Origin of the sequence: Blautia sp. 1033sp1_1033st1_G9_1033SCRN_220408, assembly GCF_040929965.1 — a bacterium.
Classification (GTDB): Bacteria; Bacillota; Clostridia; order Lachnospirales; family Lachnospiraceae; genus Blautia_A; species Blautia_A ammoniilytica.
In genome coordinates, this window is record NZ_JBFKZO010000017.1 from 21,133 (window position 1) to 46,332 (window position 25,200).

The window sequence follows — 25,200 nt, forward strand, 5'->3', positions numbered from 1 at the left end:
CAGCAAAAAAGAGCCGCATAAGCGACTCTTATAAAAATTAACCACGGAAATTACATAAATGGCTTCTAAGCCACCTGGATGCCGCATCATACAAAAAGTCTGTATTCACATTTTGCATATCCACAGATGGGCTTTCCCAAACGGAAGTGACGGGATCATAAAAGAAAATTCCATGATCAGTTTCTATTTTGCTTTTTGCAAAATGTGGCTCATAACTGACTCTTCTGACATGAATCTGACTATCCTGCCACTGATCTTTTGGAATATTATTTCCATTCTCCTGTCCCATATTCTGAGCAGAATTTCTATTCCATGAAGCCGGGGTTTCGCAGGCCTGATTGAAGCTTTCCTGAGAGCTGTTCTGCTGTATATTCTGTCCTGTGATGACAGAAGAAGGCATAAGCTCGTTGAAATCATTAACAGGTATAGTCCTTCCATCAATAGGAATCTCTTCAGAAGAATAAAATCCATATCCAGCATACCCAACCACTTCAATTTCAAGCTGTAGATACAGGATCACACACTTATCAAAAGCACGATTACTGCAGATGGCAAGAGGATTATTTTTGGTGATCGGATCGGAATTAACCCATGCATCACATAACATTTCTCCATACTGCTCAATGCAAACATTGTCTTTACTGAGGACAGCTTTTACTGCAAACATTGGCGGGATTGCCGGCAGCCTTGTAAGATCTACCATATCAAACGATATTTTAGGGCGTTCCTCATCCGTCAACTGTTTATAAAAGATATTTTTCAAAGAAGTATGAGAAATGATAAAAACACAATCCGTTGACCTCTCATTCGGTCTCTGAAATATCTCTGCCTCAAATTTGCGATTGAATCTCTTGGAATTTATTTTTATTGCACTCATATAAATTTCCTCCTTAATAATTTACAGCCATTGCCGTATATCTTTTTTCTCCTTCTGCTTTTGTGCAGCATTCGCATGCTTCTGTCTTCCATTTTCTACATGGATGATTGCATATGGAATAAGGAGAAGAATAACAGATAGCAGAAACATCCTTCCCTTTTTCAAAGCAGACATCGCTGTCTACCTTTAAGGACATTAGTTTATCTCCATTCTTTACATACAGCATTTGTTTTTTTCCACGTTTAATGGAATTTTCTATTCTTCCCCTTACAACAGAATAACCATTCTGACTAAAATAGCCTTCTCTTTTGATATCCCATCCAAATGCATAAAACTGACTGGATTCACTTTGCGCTCCGATACAAATAACTTTTTCACCAGCATTCAGCTTCATTTTTTTTACAAGATCCGCCCTGTTTCTTTTTCCGTTTCTAAATTCAAACACAACTTTTGTATCTGAAAATTCTATCCGGAACAGATCCCTGTTTTTTGAATAAGACACCTTTTTAATGACACCATCCATAAGGATGACATCATTGATACGTTCAAGCATACTTATAATAAAGTGATTTTACGGAGCAGTTTTTTAATTTCTCAGAAGATTTTTCACACATATCTTCTGAAAGGAAATCACACGCTTCAATGATAGAAACAGCAATATCACATGCCGTGATCGCCTCTTCCTCTTTCAAGGCATTAAGAACGATATCAAGGGCATCCCCTTCTGCTTTTGCAGAAACATCCCTTTTGATTCCGCAAAACGAAACTGCCTTACGTATTATCTTTTCCCTGTCTTTGTTGATATCAACAGAACAGAGCTTTTTAAAGACACCTGGCAGTTTTTTAAATTCCGGAAGCATAGATGCAAGGGCTTCCTCAGCGGAAATCCCTTCTGCAGCATTTTTTGTATGTTTTCTTGAATATACCGGGGTAGGCATATATCCGGTGCCGATCCTTGTGCGGATCGTTCCAGTTACAGAAAACGCTGTGTCCCCGGTATCTGACATCTGGATCATAATACCTGGAACAATATCGTTTTCAAAGCCTTTTATAGAAGCTAAAGGCTCATACTCAAGAAATTCCAGTATGATCTGAGTTTTGTAATTATCTATCTGATAATACACAGCAGATGTTCCAAATTCTTTTTCGTAACAGTCCATAAAATCCTGCACCTGAGCTTTCTGTGAAATGATACCGTAAGCATCAGCAAATGCAGCATAGAGTTTTTTTGCTTTTCCAGCTTTTCGGATCATCAGCCTGCACATAGCCGGGCATGTCTCCATATAAGCAACATATCCGGCATCTCGGTGAAATCTTACCTTTAAATCATCCATGTATGCTGCCTTACCTGTACCAGTTCCAGCTCTTTGTGAAAGGGTTACGACTACTTTTTTATTTGTAAAAAAGATTTCGTTTCCGATCATAAAAAGCAATTTTGAATCTTCGGTTTCATTTAATAAATCTTTGTTCATCCCATCATACTTTTTCAACTTAGAAACGGGAATTTCTTCTGCAATCGTTCCGTATCCGGCTCCATGCCGATAACCGACCAGAGTTTCTTTTTCATAATCCACATGATCTAATGTAAATATCTGGATTTCATTTGTCATCGTTGGAACAAGCTTATTCAGTTCATCCATCTTTTCCAGATATTTAAACATATCCTCTTTCTTTGTCCCTGATACTTTCCATTTATCAAGGAGCATTTTCCTGTCATCGCTTTGTTTTGTGATTACAGGGGAAGCAATCGTTTTTAATCTTGTAACCGCCATAAAATTTCCTCCAAAATAATAGTGCCACCCAGGTCTGTAAAGGGCGACAAGGTTTCCGTGTTCAGTTTTTACCTCCTTTATTCAAAATTTCTGATTCACCTTTAATATGTGTTTTTGAAAAAAATTGTAAAAAAAAGACCGGTACCCCGGTCTTTTCAGGCTGCACTGAATCCAGCACAAAAACATTTGGAGTCAGCTATGCATCCTGGAAATAATATTAAAGTAAACTTGTGCTCTCCGGCATCTTTCTCCAACCGTGCTATTCATAATTCCTTCAAATTTGAGTTGAAAAAGCGCCGTAGCCTGTGAGATATCTGTCATAGAATTGAAACCAGAATATGGACTTACGGCCGTGTGCGTAGTATTCATTTCGTATATAGCATAAGAAACCTGTGTATATATGTCAGCTACATTCGATCCTCTGTTTTGCGCAAAATCCCATAGTCTTGCTTTTCTGTCCCCAAATGGGTTTCCCCAATCGGTGGTTGTCCACTGGCATAACCCGTAACCATAACTTCCAAAGTGGAATACTCCCCTCCCATCATTTACAAATTCAATTTTACTGACATTTCCCGTTACAATTCGATCATGATATGATTTGTTATATGTGGAAGATTGTCCTTCGACTGCATCAGGGCTGAACCCGCTTTCGTAGCTCCAATTAGCCATTGCAGCTGCAATAGCCGTATTAGAATAGCCTGCTGATTTCAGACCTTCAAACCCAATTGCTTCATCACGCGTTAATCCATATGACATCAATTGTACCAAACTTATTTCATAAGCATCAGACGAAGTATCTACAATTCTTCTTATCATTATTTTGGAATAATTTACATAACTCAATGGTGTAATGTCTACGCCTTTACTTGGGCCACGTGCCATAGAGTCTGTTCGGTTTCCACGTGCATGAATAATGTAGGGAATATTGTTTTTCTTGCCGGCATAAATTGCAACATGCTGGGACGGACCATCACCATACCAAAATAATATAATGTCTCCTGGTCTTGCCTGATCCAAATCATTGACAAGTTTACCGGTCCCCTCTAAGTCCCATGTACATACGTCTGAAGGAATATAATATCCACATTTTCTAAAAACACCGGATACAAAACCTGAACAGTCAGCACTCTGTTCCCAAGCCAGGCTATCTGAAGCAATTCCGTGTCCACCGCCCCAAGTATATGCCGTCTGGCTTGCTGGATTATATGTATAAGAGTGCTTATATGCTTCCAATACAACTTTAAGTCCGCCTGAGTAAGTAATCCTGGTACTGGCTTTTTTTGTTCGGTTCACAGGATTTTTTGCAGTTAATGTTTGGGTTTTAAGATTTACAGTGACATTGGCTGTATTATTCTTATTAATTTCTCCAGATAGCGTATTATTATACGAAGATATATCTCCATTATTGTCCGTGTTTGTGTATACAATTTTTTTAGGGATACAATCCCTAAAATTTTTATTATTAAGAGAAATTAACTTTTGGTATGTGCTATTCGCTTCTGATTCATCTAGTCCCCATCCATTATTTCCCACAAATGCAGAACCATCGGAAAGAAGGTCAGCATACATTTGTGTTTTGCCAACACTGGAATTTGCGTGAAAATATTCTGCAAATAGGATTGTAGAAAGGGCAATCAGCCACATGATGGCAATGTAGTACATAACCGTACCACTGCCTTTTTTCCATTCGATTGTCTTAAACCTCTGGTACAAAATATATAATTTTTGCTTCAGAAAGAATCACCTCCTTAACCTACATGATTAAACCATGGATAATTGGAACCTTCTGATGCTGGTTTTTCAATCATCATGACAATAGACGCAGATTTTGTCCCGCTTAAGAACAGGGTCACGGATTCTATCTTGACGGACACTGTACACTGTACATAGTTTCCTTTTTCCCACTTTAATGAAGAAGTTTCTTTCCCCAAATTAACCGAAGTATCTTCAGGCTCAGATACAGTATCTAAATATCCAGATTCTTTTTCTCTTTGCTGTACAAGATTCAGCCGTACTTTAACAGAACCGTCTACATATTTCAATTTCGATTTCTTTAGATCCTCTACAGCTATTTTTTCAGCAATATCCTTTGCTTCATCCATGCAGCTTCCGTTTCCATTTTTATCGGTAGCAACAACAGCCTGTCTGCAGGAAAGGTACGCTGTATACTCAAGCCTTTCTTTAATACTTCCCAATTGAATAATGCTTACCAACAAGACCAGCATGAGAATGATACAGGGAAGTGTACAGAGAAAACCAACAATGTCACCGCTTCCGCGCTGCCAGAAACTTTTTTTTAAGAACTTTTTCCTCATCAGACACCCCCTGATCCAGTTTCTGTCTCTTTTGCATTATCTGTTTTTTCTACAGCCATGACCATTTCGAAAGACTTCTTACCGTTTACAAGGGTTGTAATTCCTTTAAAGTTAACTGTAACCCTGCATTTCATATAACAGCCTTTCTTCCAGTTACATCCGTCAACATTGGAAACCTGCACTTTCAGGCTTCCAGGTTCATAAACATCACCATATGAAGAAAGATTTGCTGTGGCGGCTTTTTTTGCGTTATCCTTTGCATCGCTTAGCGTATCGGAAAGAGATGCAGCTCTTGCAGCCACATATGTTGTATATTCCAGTTTTTCTCGAAAGCTGGTAGCCTGGACGACGCTTACAAGGAGTGCAAATAGTATCAGCATTGTTGGAGCCAATGCAATGAAACTCAGCATCTCAGCTGAACCCTTTTTCCAATATTCCTTTGTAAAAATCTCTTTATGCAAACAAACACCTCCTTGCAAGGATCGTTATAATATATCCAAGAAACAAAAAGGCTGCCAGAGGATATTCTTTATTGGACCTTTTAATAACAGGAGTATGGTAAAAAATTGTACTATACGTATCCTTCAGCATCGACACTGTATTCTTCCGGTCTTTTAAGAAGCAATACATAAGCAGTAACGAAATCCCAGCTAAAAGCATACCAGAAGATTCTTCGATTCCTCTTAATGCAGTTACAGCCATAATAAGTTTTAAATCTCCAAGTCCCATCATACGGAAATATCCAAGTGCAAAGAATATCATCATCCATAACAGTCTATATAGGCTCTCCCCTGTAAACGGGAACTTACATAGAACAAGTCCTAGCACTATTGAAGGAAAAGTGATGATATTCAGAACTTTTCGATATCTTAAATCTGTATAAGCAGATATAATCAATATAATGATTGTTATTATAAAAGACAATTTACTCATACGACTTCCTCAGATATTTGATGCAATATTTTTCATTTTGGACAGCAGTTTGTTTCCACATTTTACAGCTATCACTATAAGAATAGCTGCAACAGCGACAATTGCCATCCATTCCATGGCTTCTACAGCATCTTCATCATTTACAAATGAACTTAAGTATCTTTTCAACAAATTCACCTCCTAAAAATAAGGACTGCTACAAATAGCAGCCCCTAAAAAAAAGTCGCAGTTTGATTATTTTCCACCCATCATGCCTTCTACTTGACTCATTGATGTATCCAAGGCACCACTTGCCTGATCAGCAGTTGATTTCATTCTGGTTCCAATCGTTACAATAACACCAATCAGAATCGCAGCTACTGCAACCAAGCCAATAAATTCGATGGTTTCTATTCCATCCTCTTCTTTTACAAAGCGTTTCAGATATTTCATTTATGATATCCTCCTTTCTAGTGAATTTATATACGATAATCCTCTACGAGGCTTTATCCGCATAAAATCTTTTACATGCATCATACAAAGTTACTCAGCATAGGCAGACAGATCATAACCATTAAGGGAAGAACCTTAAGTGTAATAATTGGAAGAAAGATCAGAGTTTTAATTTTTGAATCATGTGCTTCTACCGCATAAAGCCTTGTTTCCTCCACTTCTTTTGCCTTTCTATTTACCAGGGCTCTTACATTTACACCCTGTTCATAGGAGTTTACAATCTCCAGAATCAGGTCACTAAAATCTTCAATTTTATAAACTTTAGCAAGTTCTACCAAAGTTTCTGTCCATCCATTTGCTCCAAGAGATACCCTATTGATACTGTCTATGATATCCTCGGATAAAGGAGATTCAAATTTGGTGGCAGTTACAATCATTGCCTGGTCAACTGGAAGATCCATTGCTTTTTCCAACAATGATAGGAATCTAGGAAGATCATCCTGTATATGGAATAACCTTTCTTCTGCCTTGTCTTTTATCTGTGAATAAGGAAGTATCCACATCAGATACATAACAGCGGCTGCCATAAGCAAACAAACATCCATAAATAATAAGTTGGAAGACATAAGTAAAGATCCCAGTAAAAATAGAAATAAAATTAATGCAGCCTCTATTCTAAGAGCAACGTAATTTTCGATATGTGGGGCTGTATGCAGTATTTTACAATATCTTAAATATTCTTCCTGGCTGATACCGCATAAGCTGTCACCTTTAGGATTTTTATAAAACATATCAAAAACATTTTTTTGAAAATTTGAAAAAAGCCAGTCATCGTCTGCTCTTTTCATTCCAAGAGTTTGTTTTTTTTGCCCCTTTTCATATACAAATATCGCAATTAAGGACAGTATAAGTATAATAGCAAGTATCGCCATACACATTATTATAATTATCTCAGATCTCATATGGATTTTCCTCCTAAATACGTTCGGAGACTCGTGACTTCAGTCATGGGTGATTGACAACCCCTCCTTAATTTAGGTCTACCTTATTTCCGAGCATCTTATGTACGATTACAGATCCAACAAGCAGTATTCCTACTATAACAAGGAACGCGACCGTCATAATGCTTGATGAAAAATAGGATTTGATGATGTCCGGCATAAACAGGTATGTTCCAACCAGGATTATGATCGGCATAACATCTGCGAAAATTACGATGATCTGGGATTCTGTCATCATACTCTGTCTTTTCTTACGATACATAAGCCGGTCTTCAATATTTTTCTGAAGCTTTTCAATAGCTTCTCCCGCATCACCACCAACATCTGTCATGATTGTAATCGCAGTTGCCACATCATGAACATCCTTATTTTCTGTATCTTTTGCATATTCAAAGAATGCATCTGATATGGAAGTACCAAGTTTTAATTTTGAAGAAAGCACACGAAAGTCATCCCGGATACTGTCATGCAACAGTTCACAATTTACTACTGAATCAATTGCCTGTTCTACCGTCATTCCAGAGTGCAGGGAAGACGCCATCTGTGTCAGAGCTCTTACAAAACGGTCTTCAAATTTCTTATCGGCGCTTCCTTTCTGTAGCATAATAAACATGTTTGGAAGCATGGCTCCAAGTATTATTAAAATCAGCATCAATGACCGGTCATCCGATAAAAAGAATGACACAAATGCAAGCAATGCCGGACATCCAACTTGCATAGCCAGGAACTGCTGCACTGTAATACCTGTCTTGCTCCTACGAAGGTTATATTCCAGTTTTTCAAGGTACTGTTGAATAAAAGTGTTACCACTTCCCTGCAGGATCGTTGTCCTTTGAAGGACTTTTGTAACAAAGATTGCAGTAACACATGCAACCGCTGCTGCTACGAGCAGATAAATATGTAGAAATTCCAAATCTTTATCCCTCCACTTCTAATATGTCATTTTCGAAAGCTTTTATCAGAAAAATCTTTCATTCTTCCGGCATATCTACACCATTCATTTCCAAATGTTTTGCTATTTTTTCCGGATAGTACCCTGTATATATAAATTGATCTTTCTGATAGTCATACACAAAGATATTTTTCAGCATTACCTTTCCGTCTTTTCCAATTCCCTCAACGGAACAGATATGTGAAGTCACCCTTCGCCCATTTGGGAGTCTTCTCAGCTGTACAATCAGCTGGATTGCCTCCGCTATCATGAGAGCTTTTGCCCTTTCTGAGTAAGAAGAATCTTTGTCCATCTCCATCATTGTTGGAATACGGACATTGACCAAGTTTTCTGGCGAATTTGCATGTCCAGTGCTCATGGAGCCTTCATGTCCGGTACTCATAGCCGATAAAAGGGATACAACGGCACCATCTCGTGTTTCTCCTACGATAATACGATCCGGTCTCATTCGAAGAGATGCTTTAACAAGAGCTGACATATCAATGGAATCCATGTTTGCATTTTTTATTTCTCTCGTTTCCAGAGCCCTCACGTTTTTCTGTTTTAACTGTAACTCCAGAGTATCCTCTATCGTAATAAGAAGTTCATCTTCTGGAAGAAAAGAGGACAGCATGTTCAGGAAAGTTGTCTTACCGGTTCCGGTACCGCCGGAAACAAAAATTGACACTTTTCCTTTAACACATTTTTCAAGAAAATCAAGCATTTCCTGTGAAATAGAATTTAATTCCAGGTATTTGGATGCAACCATCATGGAATTATTAAACTTTCGTATGGTAAGGGTTGCACCATGAGGAGAGATAGGTGGAATTGTTGCACAGACTCGGGACCCATCCTCTAGTCTGGCATCTACCCTTGGAGTGCTTAAGTTAACAGCACGTCCAATCGGCTGAAGGATCCTGTTTATAACATTCTGAAGGGCTTCTTCATCGGAAAAGCATGCCTTTACAGAACGTATTTTTCCTTTTATCTCAACAACAATATTGTCATATCTCTGAACGACAATCTCTGTAATAGCAGGGTTATCCAGATACTGCTGCAAAGGACCAAGTCCAATAATATTTTGGATTGCCAGTTTTTCCAGCCTTCGCTTTTTTTCGTAATCCACGGGCAGCTTTTCAATTTCTGCCCGTATAGTTTTTTCAATTTTCTGATCAAGTTCTTTCCGGTCTATCGTACTATCAGTCAGTTCCCTCCGGTACTGCGTAGATATTGTCTGGATAATATCACCAATACTCTTTTTCTCTTTCACAGTTGGAGTGATCTGTTCTGTCTGAACCCTTCTGTCAATATCACTAATCTCTGTTTTTTTATTTTTTAATTTCTGTTCCAGTATAGAAGCCATAATAAGACCTCCTATTTTCTAAGCAACCTTTGCAGGAATGATTTTTTCTTTTCTACTTTCGCATCAGAATCAAAATTTCCCTCCTGCAGCACATAAGATACAATATTTCTTAACTGTTTGGTAAATTCATGATCTGGCTGGAAAGCAAGAGGTTCCCCATAGTTTCCTGCCTTAATGACATCCGGATTATATTTCAGTTTCCCGACACAGTCATACGGAAAAAACTCAACAATTTCCTGAACAGATACCCCTGTGGATTTCTGAGGCATGATATTATTGATAACCAGCTTTGTATGGGTCAAATCAAAATCAATAGCTTTCATTGTTTCAATAAAAGCTTTGTCGCAGTTTGCCGTATTGACATTCTGTGTCATGATCAGAAGGATCATGGTTGCCTTTTCAAGAGCAACCATTGTAGAGTCCCGGGTATTGTTTCCAGTATCACAGATCACATAATCAAACTCTCCATTATTGATAATATTGTCTAAAATGATGGAAAGGGAGTCTGTTTCTATTCTCATGCTGTCTTCATTGCTAATAGGTGCCGGAAGTACATATAATCCGCTTTTTTTATCTTTACGAAGCCATTCCTCTATCTCACTGCATGAGTAGTGAATATCTTCTGGGCGCTTCCCCTTCTCCATCAGCTCCTGTATCTCTTCCGCCCAGTTCGTAAGGTTCAGTCCGTCTGTTCCCATATGAATCGTAGAACGTACATCTCCAAAATCGATGTTATAATCCACAATACATACACGTAGCCTGCGACGGCCTACATTTACGAGAGCCAGATATGTAGCCAGCTCGGAAGCAATCGTAGTCTTACCGACTCCGCCTTTTGCAGAATATACTGTAATCACTTTTGTTTTTCCTTTTACCTTACCGGAATCTTTTCGGAATCCTTCAACGATAATATCCTCTTCTTTTGGTGCAACAGTTTTTTTCTTTTTTACAGGTACAGATGGCTCCGGTTCTTCTATTACTTCTGATTGGGTTTCATCATTCACTTCAAGATCCTCCGGGATATCGAATTCCTCATCCAGATCTTCTTCAATATCCTCCTCATCTTCAAAAGGAACATCCATCAATCCCGTCTCCTTTTTATTATCTGGCTTTTTAGTTTGAGGCTGAGGAATCTGTTTTAATTTCTCTTTTTGAGGAGTTTCCTTTTGGGGAGCCGACAAAATATCTGGTTTATATGGGGGCTTTTTAAGATCTTCCAATATCTCATCTGCCATCATGGACATACCAATTGTAGGGAACCCATATCTTGCACCATCTTTTAATTCCTGTTCATTTTTTGCATGGTAAGCGATTGGGATTCCTTTGAAGTTCCACTTATCCCTGGTTTTTAGGGCATCATAGGATAACACAACAAGGTCAGGTGCTTTGCCTGTTACGATAAGATCTATATCACTGACAGAATCATAACAGGTCAGTTCTATTTCCATTGTCATGTCCATCATAGATGCAATACTTAAGTCTTCAACTATTTCCTTTTGCAGACATATAAATAATATCTTCTTCATAAATTTTCTAAAATTTCCTTTCTAAAAAAGGAGTGCCAAAAGACACTCTTTAGATTAGTTACGGGGTAAAGACCGCACTACCATCAGATGTCTCGTTTTCAGACTGTGTCTCTTCCTGAGGTTCCGTTTCTGTCTGTTGAGTTTCTGTTTCACTGACGGTTTCTGTTTCACTGACGGTTTCTGTTTCACTGACAGTTTCTGTTTCAGCATATGGAGTGTACATAGGATCCGTTCCTTCTGCAGCCTGATATCCGGTTGCATCAACGAGTCCAAGATATATACTTCCATTTGTCACAGCATAAATTAATTCCATGGATTCATTGATACTTTCTTCAATAGATACACCAGTGATCGTTCCATTATCCTTATAAACCTCAAGGACACGCTTATTCTGCTGGATCAGGGAAATGGTGGAATCCAGGTTTGCGTAGATGTTTACGTGGGAACCTTCTTTCAAATCATTTGTGATACCTGTATTTTCGTTTACCGGGACTGTTACCGCCACCGCGTCTGATTTCATGTTCATCTCAACAATAGATCCGCCTGTAACAGACAGCATGCTTGTTGTAAGAGGCATCCCCTCACTGACATCCATGCGGAGAGAATCACCAGATTTTATCAGAGTCTGATATTCAGATGGTGTGACAAATTGAGCAGATGCGTCCGTTTTTTTACCGGCTATTACAATCTTTGAATCCACCTGTACAGGAGTCAGCATATCAGCAGTAAGCTGATCGCCAGCTGAATAAGAACCATTGAATAAATACATTGTGCCTCTTGAAGGAGACATGTAATGGTAAATCAGAAATGCAGCCATGGAAGAAAACAGTACAGCACCGATGATCAAGGATGTTATGATCTTGTTTTTTGACATAATTACCTCCTTTTCTTTTTTTTCCTTTTCTCTATTAATATGTAATTTTTTTTGAAAGATAGCAAAAAAGAGACGGATTTTCCGTCCCTCTGAAAAACAGTGCATGACCGTGGGTAATTAACGGATAGCTGACAAGGTATTCGCACCATAGATATGTTTATTGACAGTAAAAATGTAGTAGAACGTCTTTTTGTTACCTGACAGATTATAGTAACGGCCTTCCTTTTTGGCTTTTGCAATATCCCTTCTTTGTCCGGCATTGGTTTTAGTTACGATCTCCCGTACCATGGATTTTTTTATTACTTGTTTTTTTGCAGATAACATAACGTAATTACTCATGTCCATTCTTTTGAAATATACCTCAGGGTGATTCTGGCAGATAAACAAATATCCATCATCCATAACAATCAAGCTGTTATATCCATATCTGCCCTTTATTTTCCTAAGTTTATCCTCTTTTTCGTTTTCCATTGCATGTTGTACCAAAGGTTTTGATCCGTATTCACAGATACATTCAATTTTATCTTCATTGATAAAAGTATTTTTATTAACCTTTAACATAATAGATCCTCCAATATCCCCTCCCCAGGAGGGGAGGGGATTACCCTGCTGCTTTTTGGAAAACAGCTGATATTTCTTTCTTTGTCAAGATTTCTTCTAATTCAGAGTTGGATATGGTCGCATTGTTCAGTGGTTCAATCTGTACAAGGACAGGTTCTGCATCCCTAAAATCATAACCGCGGTTTGACCTGCAGATAAACCATCCTGTTGGGGATTTTGGAAGCCACTTGACAACATCCCTGTCGTCGATACGCCCTTCCCGCCCGATCATACGCACTGCCAGGTCAACATCTTCCGGCTGGGATATCTTCCCAAGGAAAAACATACCGCAGTTTGCGACAATGGATGAAGGCATCATGGATATCTTTTGGGTAATTGCAATGATAAACAGTCCATACCCTGCAGACTGGTCAAGGATTTCTTCAAATTCTGACTGTCCGGAAAGGGAAGCCATTCCTCCACCGCCGCCTGTGCCGGCCGTATCATTACCTGTCAGGACTTTGTTTGCCTCTTCAATTACCAGAACAGTTTCGTATTGGGCCGGGTTCAGATATCCCCGTTCAAAACCTTTGGCTACTTTATAAAAGCCAGATGTTATGATCCCGAAAATAAAGTTTGCAAAAGTAGATTCCAAACCAAAGGACTCGAATACCGTTACATCATCTTCACCAATCAGTTCATCAACGCCAAGTCCAGTTCCTTTTGAGTTCGGATCACTGAAATTATCCTCTGCTGAGAATAGCCGGTATTCAATGGAATACGGTCTTGCAAAACAGGAAAGTCTTTCCAGCAGCCTGGAATATGCATCCAGGGTATCATTTCCGGCTCTTTTCTGTCCTCCGTTGAAAGAATCACTGGTCTGCTGCATATCTTTGTAGATCTTATGGAAGGTAACGCTTGCCGATCGCCTGGAAATTTCTGCATCCCAATCAGGGTACACTTCCGGAAATTTGTAATTATCCTTATTATTCATGTACTCTTCATCGAAGAACTCTCCTTTAGAAGGAAATACTCCAGCCTGGGTGTAAAGCTTGTAAAATACATCGGACAGCATCTGCTTGCCCCGTTCAAGAAGTCCGTAAGCACGGCAGTAAATATTGATGATACCATCGATCCAGTGCTGTGGTTCTACCTTATACGGGATCTTACAAGGATTCAGGTTGATCGGCCTGAAATGGGTATTTCCCATACTGTAGAAGCGGAATCTTTCCGGTTCCACGAATCTGGCAATACCTCTCCAATCCTGTTTCGGATCCATGATCACAATACGGAGACGTTTTCCAGTTGCTGTTCTTCTGGAATTTGCCAGCTCACGGATAAACCGCATGGCTGCAACTGTCTTTCCGGAACGGGAAGCCCCAGTGAATACTCCATGCATCAGTTCATCAATGTTGATCCTGTAATCAAACTGAGTACGGTATCCATTTTTGAATGTATAACGTTCTGCATTGAGCTGTGTGCCCATGTAGATGTTTCCACGCAGGAGTCCCGGAACACGGAACTTCGGAACATCATCGATATTGGTGTCAATACCTCCTTCAGATACACGTGGAAGATGGGCATATGCAACGTATTCATTTGGCAGCAGGACTGTTGCATATTTGTAATCACTGACCCCTGCTATATTTTCCCTCGTTACATCAGCAGAAAAGGCACGGAAATGATAAAGAAGATGCTGCTGTTCTTCATCACAAAGGTCCAGGATCTGAATTGGCTGTGTCATGGCATATTCATTCTGCCACGTGGATTTTGCAGAAGCCTGGGCAACAGATAATGCATCCATGTCCGGACATGCAATATACACATAAGTATAAAAAGCCCCATTCCCCCGAAGTGCTTTTTTCAGCCTTTCGTTCTGGTATTCCAAAAGTTCCAGGATATCTTTCACCTGCTGGTCCAGCCACTGGTAGGATTTACTGTAACCAATGGAAGGTCCAAGACCCAGTGAACCGGATGTTCCAGTTGTAAAAGAACCTGTACTGCCTATGCTCGTCCCGGAACTCTTCCCTTCACTGCTTCCGTAACTCTGCCCTTTTCCTACGCTGCTTGACTGCCCCCAGTTCTGACCTGTCCCATTTGAAACGGATTGGGTATAAGACTCACTGTCGGATTGTCCAACGGAACGGCTCTTGCTGGTCCCATCTGAAACAGACTGTGACTGACTTACGCTTTCGCTATTTGACTGGCTGTAAGAACGACTCAGGGAATCACTCTGGCTGAGTGACTGTGAAATGCTTTCGCTCTGGCTGACAGACTGTGACATGGAAGAAGAAAGGCTGGTTCCCTTATTCTGGCTGATGGACACAGAATAGGACTGGCCCACATTCTGGCTTGATGAATTGCTCGCACTTTCGCCATAACTGCTTCCTTTACTGGAACCATATCCCGAGGATGTGCTGCTGCTCTGCCCGATGCTGTCACTTGAACTCGTTCCCTGTCCATTAGAATAAGAAAGTCCCTGGGATGTTCCGTAAGAAGAACCAAATCCTTCACTGTAGGATTTTCCCATGCCGGCAGAATAGCTTTCTGATAAGCCGGCAGAATGGCTCTGGGATGTCCCTGCTCCCATGTTCCAGCTGCTTCCATCCGATGATGAATGGGATGTCCCAAAACTTTTCCCATTACTTCCCGACGTTCCCGAACTGTTCGAGTGGCTATTATTGAACCCGCTTCCTGTAGTATCAGAAGTACCTCCGGATTGCGAACCATTTACTCCAGCACTTACCCCTAATACATTGACGCCCGCATTTCCCCCAACGGAATCAGAATTACTCTCTGAATGGCTATGGTTCCCGCTATAACCAGTGCTGTCTGAACTGGTATTACTCCAGCCATTGCTCCAGCTGTTTGAATTGCTGTACCCGTTGGATGTATTGTGGCTTCCTCCGATTCCCTGGCTGGTTGATGTACCATAACTGTCACTGCTGTTTACGCCCGTAGAATGGGATATATTTGATGACTCCCCAAAAGATTTATTTGCACTCTGGCTGACGCTCTGGCTATAGCTTTGTCCAATATTTGTAGAGTTTGATACCCCATCGCTGTGATTTCTGGAGACCCCGGAACTATAAGACTGGCTCATACTTTCACTATTGTTCTGTCCCAATGAGATTCCACGGCTTGATCCGAACGAGTTTCCTAAACTATTTCCGGATGCCTGGGACATAGAAACACCGGTTGACTCCCCTCTTGTGATACCCTGTGTATATCCACGGGTGACACCCTGTGTGTGCCCGATCGTCTGGCCAATCGTCTGGCCTCTGGTAATGCCTTCCGTTGTGCCGACGGTCTGGCCTCTTGTTACCCCTTGACTTATAGAATGGTTTTCCCCAACAGAATCCGTTACAGAATTACCATGGCTTAACCCAAAACTTTCCCCAAGGGAATGCGAAATGGATTTTCCCACGCTCTCACTATATCCAGTATTATATGATTCTCCCTGCGTATAACTCACAGTCCTGGAATCGGTATAGTTCTTCGACCATCCCTGTGAATTACCAGTTGATGTCATATATGTCATTGGAATAGATAAGTTAAAACTTAAGGATTTTGTTCCCTGCAGCTGGCCATACCATTCCGTCATCTGTTTTTCTGTCTGCGCTGTCCATGCCATAAGTGTTCTATGGTATACCGGTGTAGACAATACCTCTATGACATACTCATAATCTGCCATAGCAGTAATGATCTCTTCCAGGGTCCCCTGGGAATCCGGGTTCAGGTTTGTTCCTCCAACCCCTTTGTTTCCCATATCTTCACCTGCAGTATTAGCCTTTGGGATACCACGTACCGCGGTCATGAATTTCATGGTACGCATCTTTTCCCCAAGCCATGCACCTTCCTCTGCAGTGATCGCATGCATATGCAGGACACGGAACGTACCCATCATGCTGCCGATAAAACCTTTAAAGTCAGAATCGGCTCTTGCCTTTGCATCATCGATATTATCCGATACCCCCTGAACTCCGTAGAGATACATCAGCCCTTCAGGTGTCGGCTTGATCACATTTGCAATGATCGTGACCAGATTATATCCCTGCTCGTAAACAGCGGATAACACCTGTGACTGCATATCCATGAAAGACGTACTCTGTTTTGCAGACTTTGGCAGACGGTCCACCCTGGCAAATTTTACAGCTTTGTAGAGGATACTCTTTTTCCCTGTTTCCGGATCGATGGTTTCAATTTTATAACACAGGTAATTCATCTTTGCCTTAGACGGATTTATTTCTTTATCTGATTCTGTCCAGGAATCAAGAATCCTGAAATCATCTTCCGGAATAGATGTGTTGACCGGGTTTAAGACTTTTTTCATCCTGTGAAGTAACGCCATAACATCACCCTCTTTCAAATTAATTCACTTTTAATATGTAATCTGGAAAAGATTGCAAGAAAAAAAGACATCCGAAGATGTCTTTTGCTGATCCCTGCCAGCTACCATTTTTTCCGGAATACAAGAACAAATGTCTTCCGTTTCTTTTCTGCATATGGACAGCCATCCTGGTCCCGGCTGCATTTCGGACAGTCGTTCCGCCAGTTATATCCATACACAGATGCGAAAGCACTGTCTGATTTTCCAGTGATTCCCGGCATCATGGTATATCCTGCGCCTTTATTCTTATTTACCACATAGTCAGCAAGGACCTGATGTGTTTCCGTAAGATATATTCTTCCTTTCGGTGCCATCCGTATTTCTCTCAGCATTTCTTCTGCTATTAATTTACTCTTTTCTTTGCACGGCAGTGTTTTAAAAAACTTCCCGGGATGGTTCAGCTTGTATATTTTTTGAAAATGTTCTGCCTGCTCCTCAATATAATAAATTGGAAGAAACAACATTTTTTTTACCAGAAGAAGACGGCCCTTTTTCTTCTTTCTGTAAATAAGATTGACCAGACACTCTCTTAACAAAAGAATGAAGAACACAATGAGGACCAGAAACAGTACCCGTAACAACGTATTTCCAAAAATGAATATTTCTTCCAGTTTACAGCCCCAAATCCTGTCTGCCAGGAGTCCAAAAACTATTGATAATAAAAGATCGTAAATTAGTACCAGCATACACTTCTCCCCGTTTTCTGTCCTTGTCAGGCTCACAATGCCATAACATATATCCACAGACAGCAGTATAAGACAAAAAGAAGGATATGCCAAGTATGGATTCCCACAGCCATGATATAAAGCCTTGCTGACAGAAATATACAGGCAAAACAGGGTATAGGTAAATTTAAAAAAGCCGACAGGATAAAGATCTACCATATACCGGAAACCGTATTCTTTCCAATAAGAAAATCGTTGACACAGTCCGGAAACAATAGCTATGACGATTGATATTAAAAGAACAAAACCATACAGCCTCCAACCAGACAAGAATAATGCAACCAGAATCACATAAGAATAATAAAAACACATTTCCCCAAATGTTGGGGCTTCAATTATTGCATACATGTAAAAACCTCCTTTTTCCTAATATGTCAGATTCCAGGGAAGATACCTGATTTTCCGATATCATTTTCCAAAACTAACATATTAAAGAAAATTGGAGGTTCTTTATATATTTAGGGAATTCCCGCTCAGAATCCTAAAATATATGGTTATTGTTGAAAAATTCAGTCGCGCATTCTCGTGACTTCAGTCGTGAGTTAGAGGCTTCTTTAAATTCGCTGTTCCAGTAAGATTTCTTATAAAAATGAACCGTTTTCTGGAATATCTTACATATTAAAGATAAGAAATTCGAAAGGAGGAACCTTTATGGATATCTTCACTACCTACAGTGTGAGGATTGACCGTTTTACCCGTATCTTCCAGGACACGGTGAACTGGTATCGTCGGTCTGTGGATTTCTTCATAAGGGTCATCCTTCTGGAGAAAGAAGAACTGTTCCGGCTGAAAACACAGACAGAACGGGTCAATGCAGTAGAAAGGATCACGGTCATTACGTCGGGCCGCCCGGAAGTAAAGTATAACTTCGGGAAGGAGTTTTACAAGTTCCCAAGTTACTACCGCCGAGCTGCCATTGCGAAAGCTCTTGGTTCTGTATCTTCTTATCTTTCCCGTCTTGAGTCCTGGAAAAAGGAAGCCCCAGAGACCAGAGGCAGGGAACCAGGTCTTCCCAAAGCCGGTTTTACCTGTCCTGCCTTATATAAGAAAGGCTGTTACGTCCGTCTTTCCGATCATACGGCTAATATCAAAGTCTGGGTCCGTAATACCTGGGATTGGGTAACGGTGAACTTAAGGAAGTCTGATGCGGATTATATCGTCCGTTACTGCCGGAACCGGAAAGAATGTGTCCCGGTGTTGCGGAAGAGGGGAAAGAAGTGGTATCTGGATTTCTCCTTCCAGGAAAAAGCAAAACTGGAAGAAAAGAAGATCTGTAACACCCGGATTCTTGCCGTGGACCTGGGGATCAACAATGCCTGTACCTGCTGTGTCATGGAAGCAGACGGCACGGTCGCAGGAAGGAAATTTCTTTCCCTTCCTGCAGAAAACGACTGTCTGGACCATGCAGTGGGACGGCTTAAGAAAGCCCAGAAAAACGGGGCAAAGAGAATGCCGCGCCTGTGGGCTGCGGCAAACGGCATCAATGACAATATTGCGGTAAGGACAGCGTCCTTTATCGTAGAACAGGCAGTAAAGTACAACGTGGATACAGTCGTCTTCGAACACCTGGATACTTCCGGAAAGAAGAAAGGGTCTAAGAAACAGAGACTCCATTTCTGGAAGGCCCAGTATGTACAGAAGATGGTGACAGATAAATGTGAATTCAAACAGTGTATAAATGTGACAATTCGAAATGGCGGAGTGCTTATCGTAACACTCCGCCGAAAGCCTAATCGGTTTGAGCAAAATTTGCTTGATTAGGTCTGTAATTCTATTGTATGCAATATGACTGATTTTAAACACTTAAATGTTCTTTCCAATCTGCTGGAAAATTCATAGCTGCCAAACTGATGACACTGCTATTCTTCTGGAACAAAGCCTCTAATTTAGTTACAAAGCCTGTCCACTCCTTATCTGATGATCTCAAATATTTCATGGCCAACAAAATCTGATATAATCCATTATGTGCCGGCGAAGGTATCACTTTATCTGCATCCAAAATTTCCGGTGTTGTATGTATTGTGCGATTGTAAATTCTGGAATTATGAGCACACATATTCCTTAATACGGAAACAGCCTGCACCCATGAAGCAAACATTTTCTGTGATGGATTTGCAAAATTTCCTTTTCTGGAAATATATTGATAATTAGCCGCCAAAATCGAATAGGCACTGCCTGTACCTGTTTTCAAATTTTTAATTATCTTTGATAATGTTCCAAAGGAAAGGACTTCCACAACTGCCCATACCGGCACCTCTCCTTCATGATTGTCGAAATTATGTTTGATGAACACATCATTAGAACGGGCAATCTCTGATGCTATTGTAGACATATTCTGCCAGTACATCTTTTTCTCTTTAAAGATCGATGAATCCTGTAAAATCAAAGCATCTCCATGTACCAGCAACGCCTCCACTAATCGAACTCTCAATGCCACTTCAATTTTAGAAATCATTGAAAAAATCAGGGCAGATAATTCCTGATCAAATTGATACAACTGAAAAATATCATCAAACTTAGTTCCAGGAATATACTTTTTAGCAGAATTATCGTATAAATGAAACGAATATCCACGCAGACGGTAAAAGCCTACGGATTTTAATGCCTTTTCTACATTTTCCCGAGATGTTATCTCCATTCCAGCGTCAATATATGATTGTATCTGCTGTTCAATTGTTAATATTTGTTTTGGATATTGATACATAAAACACCCCATAAATGAAAAAGTCCCACCGGGTTGCGCATGAAAATCAGAGGCGTGGTGGGTTCTGTTAATATTATTATACTGTTTTTATTGCGCCTGTCAAGTTTTCTTTTTTCGAAAAAAAGAAAATTGCTACTATTTTTGCAGTCCTCCTGCTCCATAGGACAGCAACAAAAGGACCGCATTATCAATTCACTTAACACAATTTCTTCTGCACGATTGTTTCAACTCACAGTCGGTATTTACGGAGTCTGACATGCCGGGATAATACCGACAGTGGTTAACCTCGTGTCAGCGGGGGATACCGATTTCTCTCCGCCCACCGCTGCCGTTCAGTTTCTTCTACAATTCCTCCCACTACCTGAGATTCGCTTAGAGGTAGGATTACAGACTTATTCTTCAGTTAGAACTTCCGTAACTTCTTCTGGATCGTCAGTTTCCACCGATTCTTCTGCGGTTTCTACTTCCTCTACATCAGCTGGTTTTGTTCCCTGCTCATCCAATCCAGATGTCTCTCCTGCTGTTTCCACAGGTGCCAAACGGGGTTCAGCGCCATCACTGAAATCATCTTCCGTATTTCCAACCGCATTTGCAGGGATCGTATCGGTTGTAGGAAGTCCAAAATGGTTACAAAAATCGTAATACTGATTTTCAGGGATCTGAGAAATCCTAATGTTGGATTCTATCGGAGTTGTACCTGCGTCTAAGCAATTCTTTAAACCTTCTGCATACGAACAGGGTGAAGCAGCTACTATCATAGAAGTTAAATTAATTCCCGCTGCATTCTTATACTGAACGACTGCTACAGCTTCATATTTAAAATAAGGATCTGTCTCATTTCCGAAATGCCCTGCATCTTCAAAAAATACGGATGCAGCATGACCAAGATCGCTTCCTGTATGTTCCCATCCGCTGCCACCATACCCGTTGAAAGCTCCTCCGTGTGATGCCAGAGGGTTAACAGAAGATTTTTCGCCTTCTACCCATCCTCCAAGGATCTCACACACAATATTTCTGGATGCTCTTGTTACCGCATTTCGTAAAATTCCTTCATCCCACTCCCTTGTTGGATAGCTGGGGTAATCCTTAAAGAAACCCCTGTGATCCGGGTTCTGTCTGAGGTCGTTCATGACTTCGTGTGCAGCCTGTCCGGCCACAGTGTCCATAGTCAGTCCCCCCATGATCTCCTCATAAGTATAGTCCCCTACATGGTACGTTGCGGAGTCTTCCTGGTAGACCTTTCCTGCCGCATCCACTGGCAGTTTTGTCCTTACGGTCATGGTCACGTATCCCTTGGATACACCAGTGATATTCCCATGTGCGTCGATCGTTGCGATGGATGGGTCACTGGAGGTGAAGGTCAGGTATTTTTCACAGTTTTCCGGACTGTACTTTTCTTTTTCTTTATCGATTAACGATGAATCATACCCCCATACTCCCATAATTGAGGTAAAATCATTAAAAGGATTGGTTGCTACACCAATGTCAATATTTCTACCCTTTTCATCCATAATATCTTCGCCACGCTTATCATATGGGCGCGGAAAGCCAAAACCTAAACCTTGTGCGTAGATATCATTATGAACAGCTTCTATACGGTACAACCAGGACGCCGCAAAGTAATCATTCTCTGATCCGCCGGCTACCGCTGCAAACGGAGTTTTTGACCTTGCCGTGATCCTGACTTCGCCTGGGGCAATGCCTGTGATGGTGCCGTTTTCATCAACCGTTGCAATGGACGGGTCACTGGATGTGTAAACAAAATCCCTGAACGTCGTATTGCCGGTAGCCGTCCATTTCAGGGTACTGGCCTTTGGCTCGCCGATGTAGATCGTGTCCGTCTTATGTGCTGTTTCGTCAAACCTTACATCTGTCACATAGGACACATCCGGCTGCGGTGTTTCTGTCGGAGTCGGGGAAGGCTGCGGCACCGGCTGTACTGGCTGTACTGGCTGTACCGGCTGCGGCACCGGCGCAGGTTTCGGTGTGGTTACAGGCTGTGTTGTCTTTTTCACGACCTTGACAGTGACGATACGGGAGGCCTTGTTAAATGTCACGCTTGCCTTTGCCGAAAGCGTGATCTTTGCCGTCCCTGGTCTTTTTGCCGTCAGGTTCCCGTTCTGGTCTACGGATACCACTTTGGTATTGGAGCTTTTGTAAGCCAGTGCAGTGCGGGCTTTTGCCCCAAGGTTCAGATTCTGCCCGGCGGTCATGGTCACATCCGGCGCTGTAATAACCTGGTCCTGTCTGGAGACCTTTACGATCACGGTTTTCTTTGTGGTCTTGTACTTTGCTTTTTTCGCCGTAATGGTGATCTTCACCTTGCCGGCCTTCTTCCCGGTGATGACCCCGCGTCTGCTTACCGTGGCGATTTTCTTATTGGAGGATTTGTAGGAAAGTTTCGCCCCTTTCGTAGCTTTCGCATTCAGCTTTACCTTTTTTCCCACCTTTACTTTTTTACCGGATACCTTCAGGGCCACATTTTTTGCTGCTGCCTCCACGGTTGTGGTAACTGCAGGCAGTCCGGATGTTTCCGGGACTGATGGAGCGGCTCCTAATGCCATAGTGCAAGCAATCACAGCGGCCAGGGTTTTAAGTTTTTTGTTTTTCATAGCTTTCTCTTTTCCAAATATACGAACTGCTGGCAAGCGATACAATCGTCGCTTGCCGGCAGCTCTTTTACATTACAGACTATTCTTCGGTTGGTACTTCCGTAACATCTTCTACTGAATCTTCTACCAGAGAATCTGACTCATCTATTGTAACTTCCTCCGGTGTTATTTCGTCTACACTTTCTACTGAACCTCTGTTACAAGAACTATTTCCTTCCTCAGCTTGAGTAAAGCTCCCGTCAGTAAATAGACTACTTGACATCGCACTGAATTGATCAGAAGTAGTATTTTCTGAATTGCCCGTCCATTTTTCATCTGTAATATCAATCTTAAAATGATTACAGAAATCATAGAACTGATTTTGAGGTATTTTGCATGAATTTAAAATACTATCCAAGGAATATCTCTCATATTCAGAAGCTTGTACAATCATTGAGGTTAAATTTATTCCCGCTGCATTCTTGTACTGAACAACAGCAACTGCCTCATACTTAAAATTGGGATCAGTCTCATTTCCGAAATGCCCTGCGTCCTCAAAAAATACGGATGCCGCATGACCAAGATCGCGTCCTGTACCTTCCCATCCGCTTCCACCATAACCGTTGAAAGCTCCCCAGTGAGATGCTAATGGATTAACACTGGATTTTTCATTTTCTACCCATCCGCCAAGGATCTCGCAAACGATATTTCTGGAGGCTCTTGTTGCCGCATCTCTCAAAAGCCCATCTGACCACTCCCTTGTTGGATAGCTGGGGTAATCCTTAAAGAAACTCCTGTGGTCCGGGTTTTGTCTGAGGTCGTTCATGACTTCGTGTGCAGCCTGTCCGGCCACTGTGTCCATAGTCAGCCCCTCCAGGATCTCCTCATAAGTATAGTCCCCCACATGGTACGTAGCGGAGTCTTCCTGGTAGACCTTTCCTGCTGCATCCACCGGCAGTTTTGTCCTTACGGTCATGGTCACGTATCCCTTGGATACACCAGTGATATTCCCATGTGCGTCGATCGTTGCGATGGATGGGTCACTGGAGGTGAAGGTCAGGTATTTGGCAATGTTTTCTTCACTGTATGCATCTGTATCTTCCTTGATAGGATTAACAGTTCCACCAATGTCTATATTTCTGCCTTTTTCAGGAAGGTCTTCAGGAATGGGAAAGCCCACTCCCCAATAGTCTGCATTATGTTTTGCCTCAATGTGGTACATCCAGGACGCTGCAAAGTAATCATTCTCTGATCCTCCGGCTACCGCTGCAAACGGTGTCTTGGACCTTGCCGTGATCCTGACTTCGCCTGGGGCAATGCCTGTGATGGTGCCGTTTTCATCAACCGTTGCAATGGACGGGTCACTGGAGGTATAAATAAAATCCCTGAAAGTCGTATTGCCGGTAGCCGTCCATTTCAGGGTACTGGCCTTTGGCTCGCCGATGTAGATCGTGTCCGTCTTATGTGCTGTTTCGTCAAACCTTACATCTGTCACATAGGACACATCCGGCTGCGGTGTTTCTGTCGGAGTCGGGGAAGGCTGCGGCACCGGCTGTACTGGCTGTACCGGCTGCGGCACCGGCGCAGGTTTCGGTGTGGTTACAGGCTGTGTTGTCTTTTTCACGACCTTGACAGTGACGATACGGGAGGCCTTGTTAAATGTCACGCTTGCCTTTGCCGAAAGCGTGATCTTTGCCGTCCCTGGTCTTTTTGCCGTCAGGTTCCCGTTCTGGTCTACGGATACCACTTTGGTATTGGAGCTTTTGTAAGCCAGTGCAGTGCGGGCTTTTGCCCCAAGGTTCAGATTCTGCCCGGCGGTCAGGGTCACATCCGGTGCTGTAATAACCTGGTCTTGTCTGGAGACCTTTACAGTTACGGTTTTCTTTGTGGTCTTGTACTTTTCTTTTTTCGCCGTAATGGTGATCTTCACCTTGCCGGCTTTCATCCCGGTGACGACCCCGCGTCTGCTTACCGTGGCAATCTTCTTATTGGAGGACTTGTAGGAAAGCTTTGCCCCTTTCGTGGCTTTCGCATTCAGCTTTACCTTTTTTCCCACCTTTACTTTTTTGCCGGATACCTTCAGGGCCACATTTTTTGCTGCTGCCTCCACGGTTGTGATAACTGCAGGCAGTCCGGATGTTTCCGGGACTGATGGAGCGGCTCCTAATGCCATAGTGCAGGCGATCACAGCGGCTAGGGTTTTAAGTTTTTTGTTCGTCATAGCTT

General features: G+C 41.7%; 21 protein-coding genes. 1 reads left to right on the forward strand and 20 read right to left on the reverse strand.

Annotated elements, in window-relative coordinates:
- Nucleotides 1–37: 37 nt before the first annotated feature.
- The 17 genes from AB5916_RS12240 to AB5916_RS12320 all read right to left on the reverse strand — a co-directional run bounded on the left by AB5916_RS12240 (nt 38) and on the right by AB5916_RS12320 (nt 18,027).
- Nucleotides 38–877 (reverse strand): hypothetical protein, encoded by an 840-nt coding sequence (locus tag AB5916_RS12240; protein ID WP_368191149.1) that lies wholly within the window; start codon nt 875–877, stop codon nt 38–40.
- A gap of 13 nt (nt 878–890) precedes the next feature.
- Nucleotides 891–1,430 (reverse strand): hypothetical protein, encoded by a 540-nt coding sequence (locus AB5916_RS12245; RefSeq protein ID WP_368191151.1) that lies wholly within the window; start codon nt 1,428–1,430, stop codon nt 891–893.
- Nucleotides 1,423–2,649 (reverse strand): hypothetical protein, encoded by a 1,227-nt coding sequence (locus AB5916_RS12250; RefSeq protein WP_368191153.1) that lies wholly within the window; start codon nt 2,647–2,649, stop codon nt 1,423–1,425. The genes AB5916_RS12245 and AB5916_RS12250 overlap by 8 nt, the downstream gene beginning before the upstream one ends.
- 192 nt (nt 2,650–2,841) lie before the next feature.
- On the reverse strand, nt 2,842–4,293 hold the full coding sequence (locus AB5916_RS12255) for a phage tail tip lysozyme (protein ID WP_368191156.1): 1,452 nt from the start codon (nt 4,291–4,293) through the stop codon (nt 2,842–2,844).
- 104 nt (nt 4,294–4,397) lie between these two features.
- The gene (locus tag AB5916_RS12260) at nt 4,398–4,964 is read right to left on the reverse strand and encodes a hypothetical protein (protein WP_368191158.1); all 567 of its coding nucleotides are present in this window, start codon (nt 4,962–4,964) and stop codon (nt 4,398–4,400) included.
- Nucleotides 4,964–5,425 (reverse strand): hypothetical protein, encoded by a 462-nt coding sequence (locus AB5916_RS12265; RefSeq protein ID WP_368191159.1) that lies wholly within the window; start codon nt 5,423–5,425, stop codon nt 4,964–4,966. Before AB5916_RS12265 ends, AB5916_RS12260 begins: the two co-directional genes overlap by 1 nt.
- The gene (locus AB5916_RS12270) at nt 5,418–5,897 is read right to left on the reverse strand and encodes an A24 family peptidase (protein ID WP_368191162.1); all 480 of its coding nucleotides are present in this window, start codon (nt 5,895–5,897) and stop codon (nt 5,418–5,420) included. Before AB5916_RS12270 ends, AB5916_RS12265 begins: the two co-directional genes overlap by 8 nt.
- Nucleotides 5,898–5,906: 9 nt before the next feature.
- Nucleotides 5,907–6,065 carry a Flp family type IVb pilin gene (locus AB5916_RS12275; protein ID WP_368191163.1) on the reverse strand — a complete coding sequence of 53 codons (159 nt, stop codon included), beginning with the start codon at nt 6,063–6,065 and terminating at the stop codon, nt 5,907–5,909.
- A gap of 66 nt (nt 6,066–6,131) precedes the next feature.
- Nucleotides 6,132–6,329 carry a Flp family type IVb pilin gene (locus tag AB5916_RS12280; protein ID WP_368191164.1) on the reverse strand — a complete coding sequence of 66 codons (198 nt, stop codon included), beginning with the start codon at nt 6,327–6,329 and terminating at the stop codon, nt 6,132–6,134.
- 80 nt (nt 6,330–6,409) lie between these two features.
- Nucleotides 6,410–7,291, reverse strand: coding sequence for a type II secretion system F family protein (locus tag AB5916_RS12285; protein ID WP_368191167.1), 882 nt, complete (start codon nt 7,289–7,291; stop codon nt 6,410–6,412).
- A gap of 67 nt (nt 7,292–7,358) precedes the next feature.
- Nucleotides 7,359–8,243 carry a type II secretion system F family protein gene (locus tag AB5916_RS12290; protein ID WP_368191169.1) on the reverse strand — a complete coding sequence of 295 codons (885 nt, stop codon included), beginning with the start codon at nt 8,241–8,243 and terminating at the stop codon, nt 7,359–7,361.
- A gap of 58 nt (nt 8,244–8,301) precedes the next feature.
- The gene (locus tag AB5916_RS12295) at nt 8,302–9,624 is read right to left on the reverse strand and encodes a CpaF family protein (RefSeq protein ID WP_368191172.1); all 1,323 of its coding nucleotides are present in this window, start codon (nt 9,622–9,624) and stop codon (nt 8,302–8,304) included.
- Between the two features lie 11 nt (nt 9,625–9,635).
- Nucleotides 9,636–11,150: a CpaE family protein gene (locus AB5916_RS12300; protein ID WP_368191174.1), complete on the reverse strand. Its 1,515-nt coding sequence runs from the start codon at nt 11,148–11,150 to the stop codon at nt 9,636–9,638.
- A 58-nt stretch (nt 11,151–11,208) separates the two neighbouring features.
- Complete coding sequence (locus tag AB5916_RS12305; protein WP_368191177.1) at nt 11,209–12,024, reverse strand: hypothetical protein; 816 nt, start codon at nt 12,022–12,024, stop codon at nt 11,209–11,211.
- Between the two features lie 117 nt (nt 12,025–12,141).
- The gene (locus AB5916_RS12310) at nt 12,142–12,585 is read right to left on the reverse strand and encodes a hypothetical protein (RefSeq protein WP_368191178.1); all 444 of its coding nucleotides are present in this window, start codon (nt 12,583–12,585) and stop codon (nt 12,142–12,144) included.
- A gap of 40 nt (nt 12,586–12,625) precedes the next feature.
- Nucleotides 12,626–16,915 (reverse strand): serine-rich protein, encoded by a 4,290-nt coding sequence (locus tag AB5916_RS12315; RefSeq protein ID WP_368191181.1) that lies wholly within the window; start codon nt 16,913–16,915, stop codon nt 12,626–12,628.
- A 101-nt stretch (nt 16,916–17,016) separates the two neighbouring features.
- The gene (locus AB5916_RS12320) at nt 17,017–18,027 is read right to left on the reverse strand and encodes a hypothetical protein (RefSeq protein WP_368191183.1); all 1,011 of its coding nucleotides are present in this window, start codon (nt 18,025–18,027) and stop codon (nt 17,017–17,019) included.
- 303 nt (nt 18,028–18,330) lie between these two features.
- Between AB5916_RS12320 and AB5916_RS12325 the strand changes: the two genes are divergently transcribed.
- A complete protein-coding gene (locus AB5916_RS12325; RefSeq protein WP_368191185.1) occupies nt 18,331–19,440 on the forward strand; it encodes an IS200/IS605 family accessory protein TnpB-related protein in 1,110 nt (369 codons plus the stop codon).
- A 34-nt stretch (nt 19,441–19,474) separates the two neighbouring features.
- Here AB5916_RS12325 and AB5916_RS12330 read toward each other — a convergent pair whose 3' ends face one another.
- From AB5916_RS12330 to AB5916_RS12340, 3 genes are all read right to left on the reverse strand, one after another.
- Nucleotides 19,475–20,383, reverse strand: coding sequence for an Abi family protein (locus AB5916_RS12330; RefSeq protein ID WP_368191186.1), 909 nt, complete (start codon nt 20,381–20,383; stop codon nt 19,475–19,477).
- A 392-nt stretch (nt 20,384–20,775) separates the two neighbouring features.
- Nucleotides 20,776–22,995 (reverse strand): Ig-like domain-containing protein, encoded by a 2,220-nt coding sequence (locus tag AB5916_RS12335; RefSeq protein ID WP_368191188.1) that lies wholly within the window; start codon nt 22,993–22,995, stop codon nt 20,776–20,778.
- A gap of 79 nt (nt 22,996–23,074) precedes the next feature.
- Nucleotides 23,075–25,195: an Ig-like domain-containing protein gene (locus AB5916_RS12340; protein ID WP_368191189.1), complete on the reverse strand. Its 2,121-nt coding sequence runs from the start codon at nt 25,193–25,195 to the stop codon at nt 23,075–23,077.
- Between the last annotated feature and the right edge of the window lie 5 nt (nt 25,196–25,200).

Bases quoted from the DNA above. Each gene is read 5' to 3' on its own strand.
- AB5916_RS12260 (WP_368191158.1), bottom strand. From the start codon at position 4,964: ATGAGGAAAAAGTTCTTAAAAAAAAGTTTCTGGCAGCGCGGAAGCGGT.
- AB5916_RS12285 (WP_368191167.1), bottom strand. From the start codon at position 7,291: ATGAGATCTGAGATAATTATAATAATGTGTATGGCGATACTTGCTATT.
- AB5916_RS12325 (WP_368191185.1), top strand. From the start codon at position 18,331: ATGGATATCTTCACTACCTACAGTGTGAGGATTGACCGTTTTACCCGT.
- AB5916_RS12250 (WP_368191153.1), bottom strand. From the start codon at position 2,649: ATGGCGGTTACAAGATTAAAAACGATTGCTTCCCCTGTAATCACAAAA.
- AB5916_RS12305 (WP_368191177.1), bottom strand. From the start codon at position 12,024: ATGTCAAAAAACAAGATCATAACATCCTTGATCATCGGTGCTGTACTG.
- AB5916_RS12245 (WP_368191151.1), bottom strand. From the start codon at position 1,430: ATGCTTGAACGTATCAATGATGTCATCCTTATGGATGGTGTCATTAAA.
- AB5916_RS12315 (WP_368191181.1), bottom strand. From the start codon at position 16,915: ATGGCGTTACTTCACAGGATGAAAAAAGTCTTAAACCCGGTCAACACA.
- AB5916_RS12300 (WP_368191174.1), bottom strand. From the start codon at position 11,150: ATGAAGAAGATATTATTTATATGTCTGCAAAAGGAAATAGTTGAAGAC.
- AB5916_RS12320 (WP_368191183.1), bottom strand. From the start codon at position 18,027: ATGTATGCAATAATTGAAGCCCCAACATTTGGGGAAATGTGTTTTTAT.
- AB5916_RS12330 (WP_368191186.1), bottom strand. From the start codon at position 20,383: ATGTATCAATATCCAAAACAAATATTAACAATTGAACAGCAGATACAA.
- AB5916_RS12310 (WP_368191178.1), bottom strand. From the start codon at position 12,585: ATGTTAAAGGTTAATAAAAATACTTTTATCAATGAAGATAAAATTGAA.
- AB5916_RS12270 (WP_368191162.1), bottom strand. From the start codon at position 5,897: ATGAGTAAATTGTCTTTTATAATAACAATCATTATATTGATTATATCT.
- AB5916_RS12335 (WP_368191188.1), bottom strand. From the start codon at position 22,995: ATGAAAAACAAAAAACTTAAAACCCTGGCCGCTGTGATTGCTTGCACT.
- AB5916_RS12280 (WP_368191164.1), bottom strand. From the start codon at position 6,329: ATGAAATATCTGAAACGCTTTGTAAAAGAAGAGGATGGAATAGAAACC.
- AB5916_RS12340 (WP_368191189.1), bottom strand. From the start codon at position 25,195: ATGACGAACAAAAAACTTAAAACCCTAGCCGCTGTGATCGCCTGCACT.
- AB5916_RS12255 (WP_368191156.1), bottom strand. From the start codon at position 4,293: ATGTGGCTGATTGCCCTTTCTACAATCCTATTTGCAGAATATTTTCAC.
- AB5916_RS12295 (WP_368191172.1), bottom strand. From the start codon at position 9,624: ATGGCTTCTATACTGGAACAGAAATTAAAAAATAAAAAAACAGAGATT.
- AB5916_RS12240 (WP_368191149.1), bottom strand. From the start codon at position 877: ATGAGTGCAATAAAAATAAATTCCAAGAGATTCAATCGCAAATTTGAG.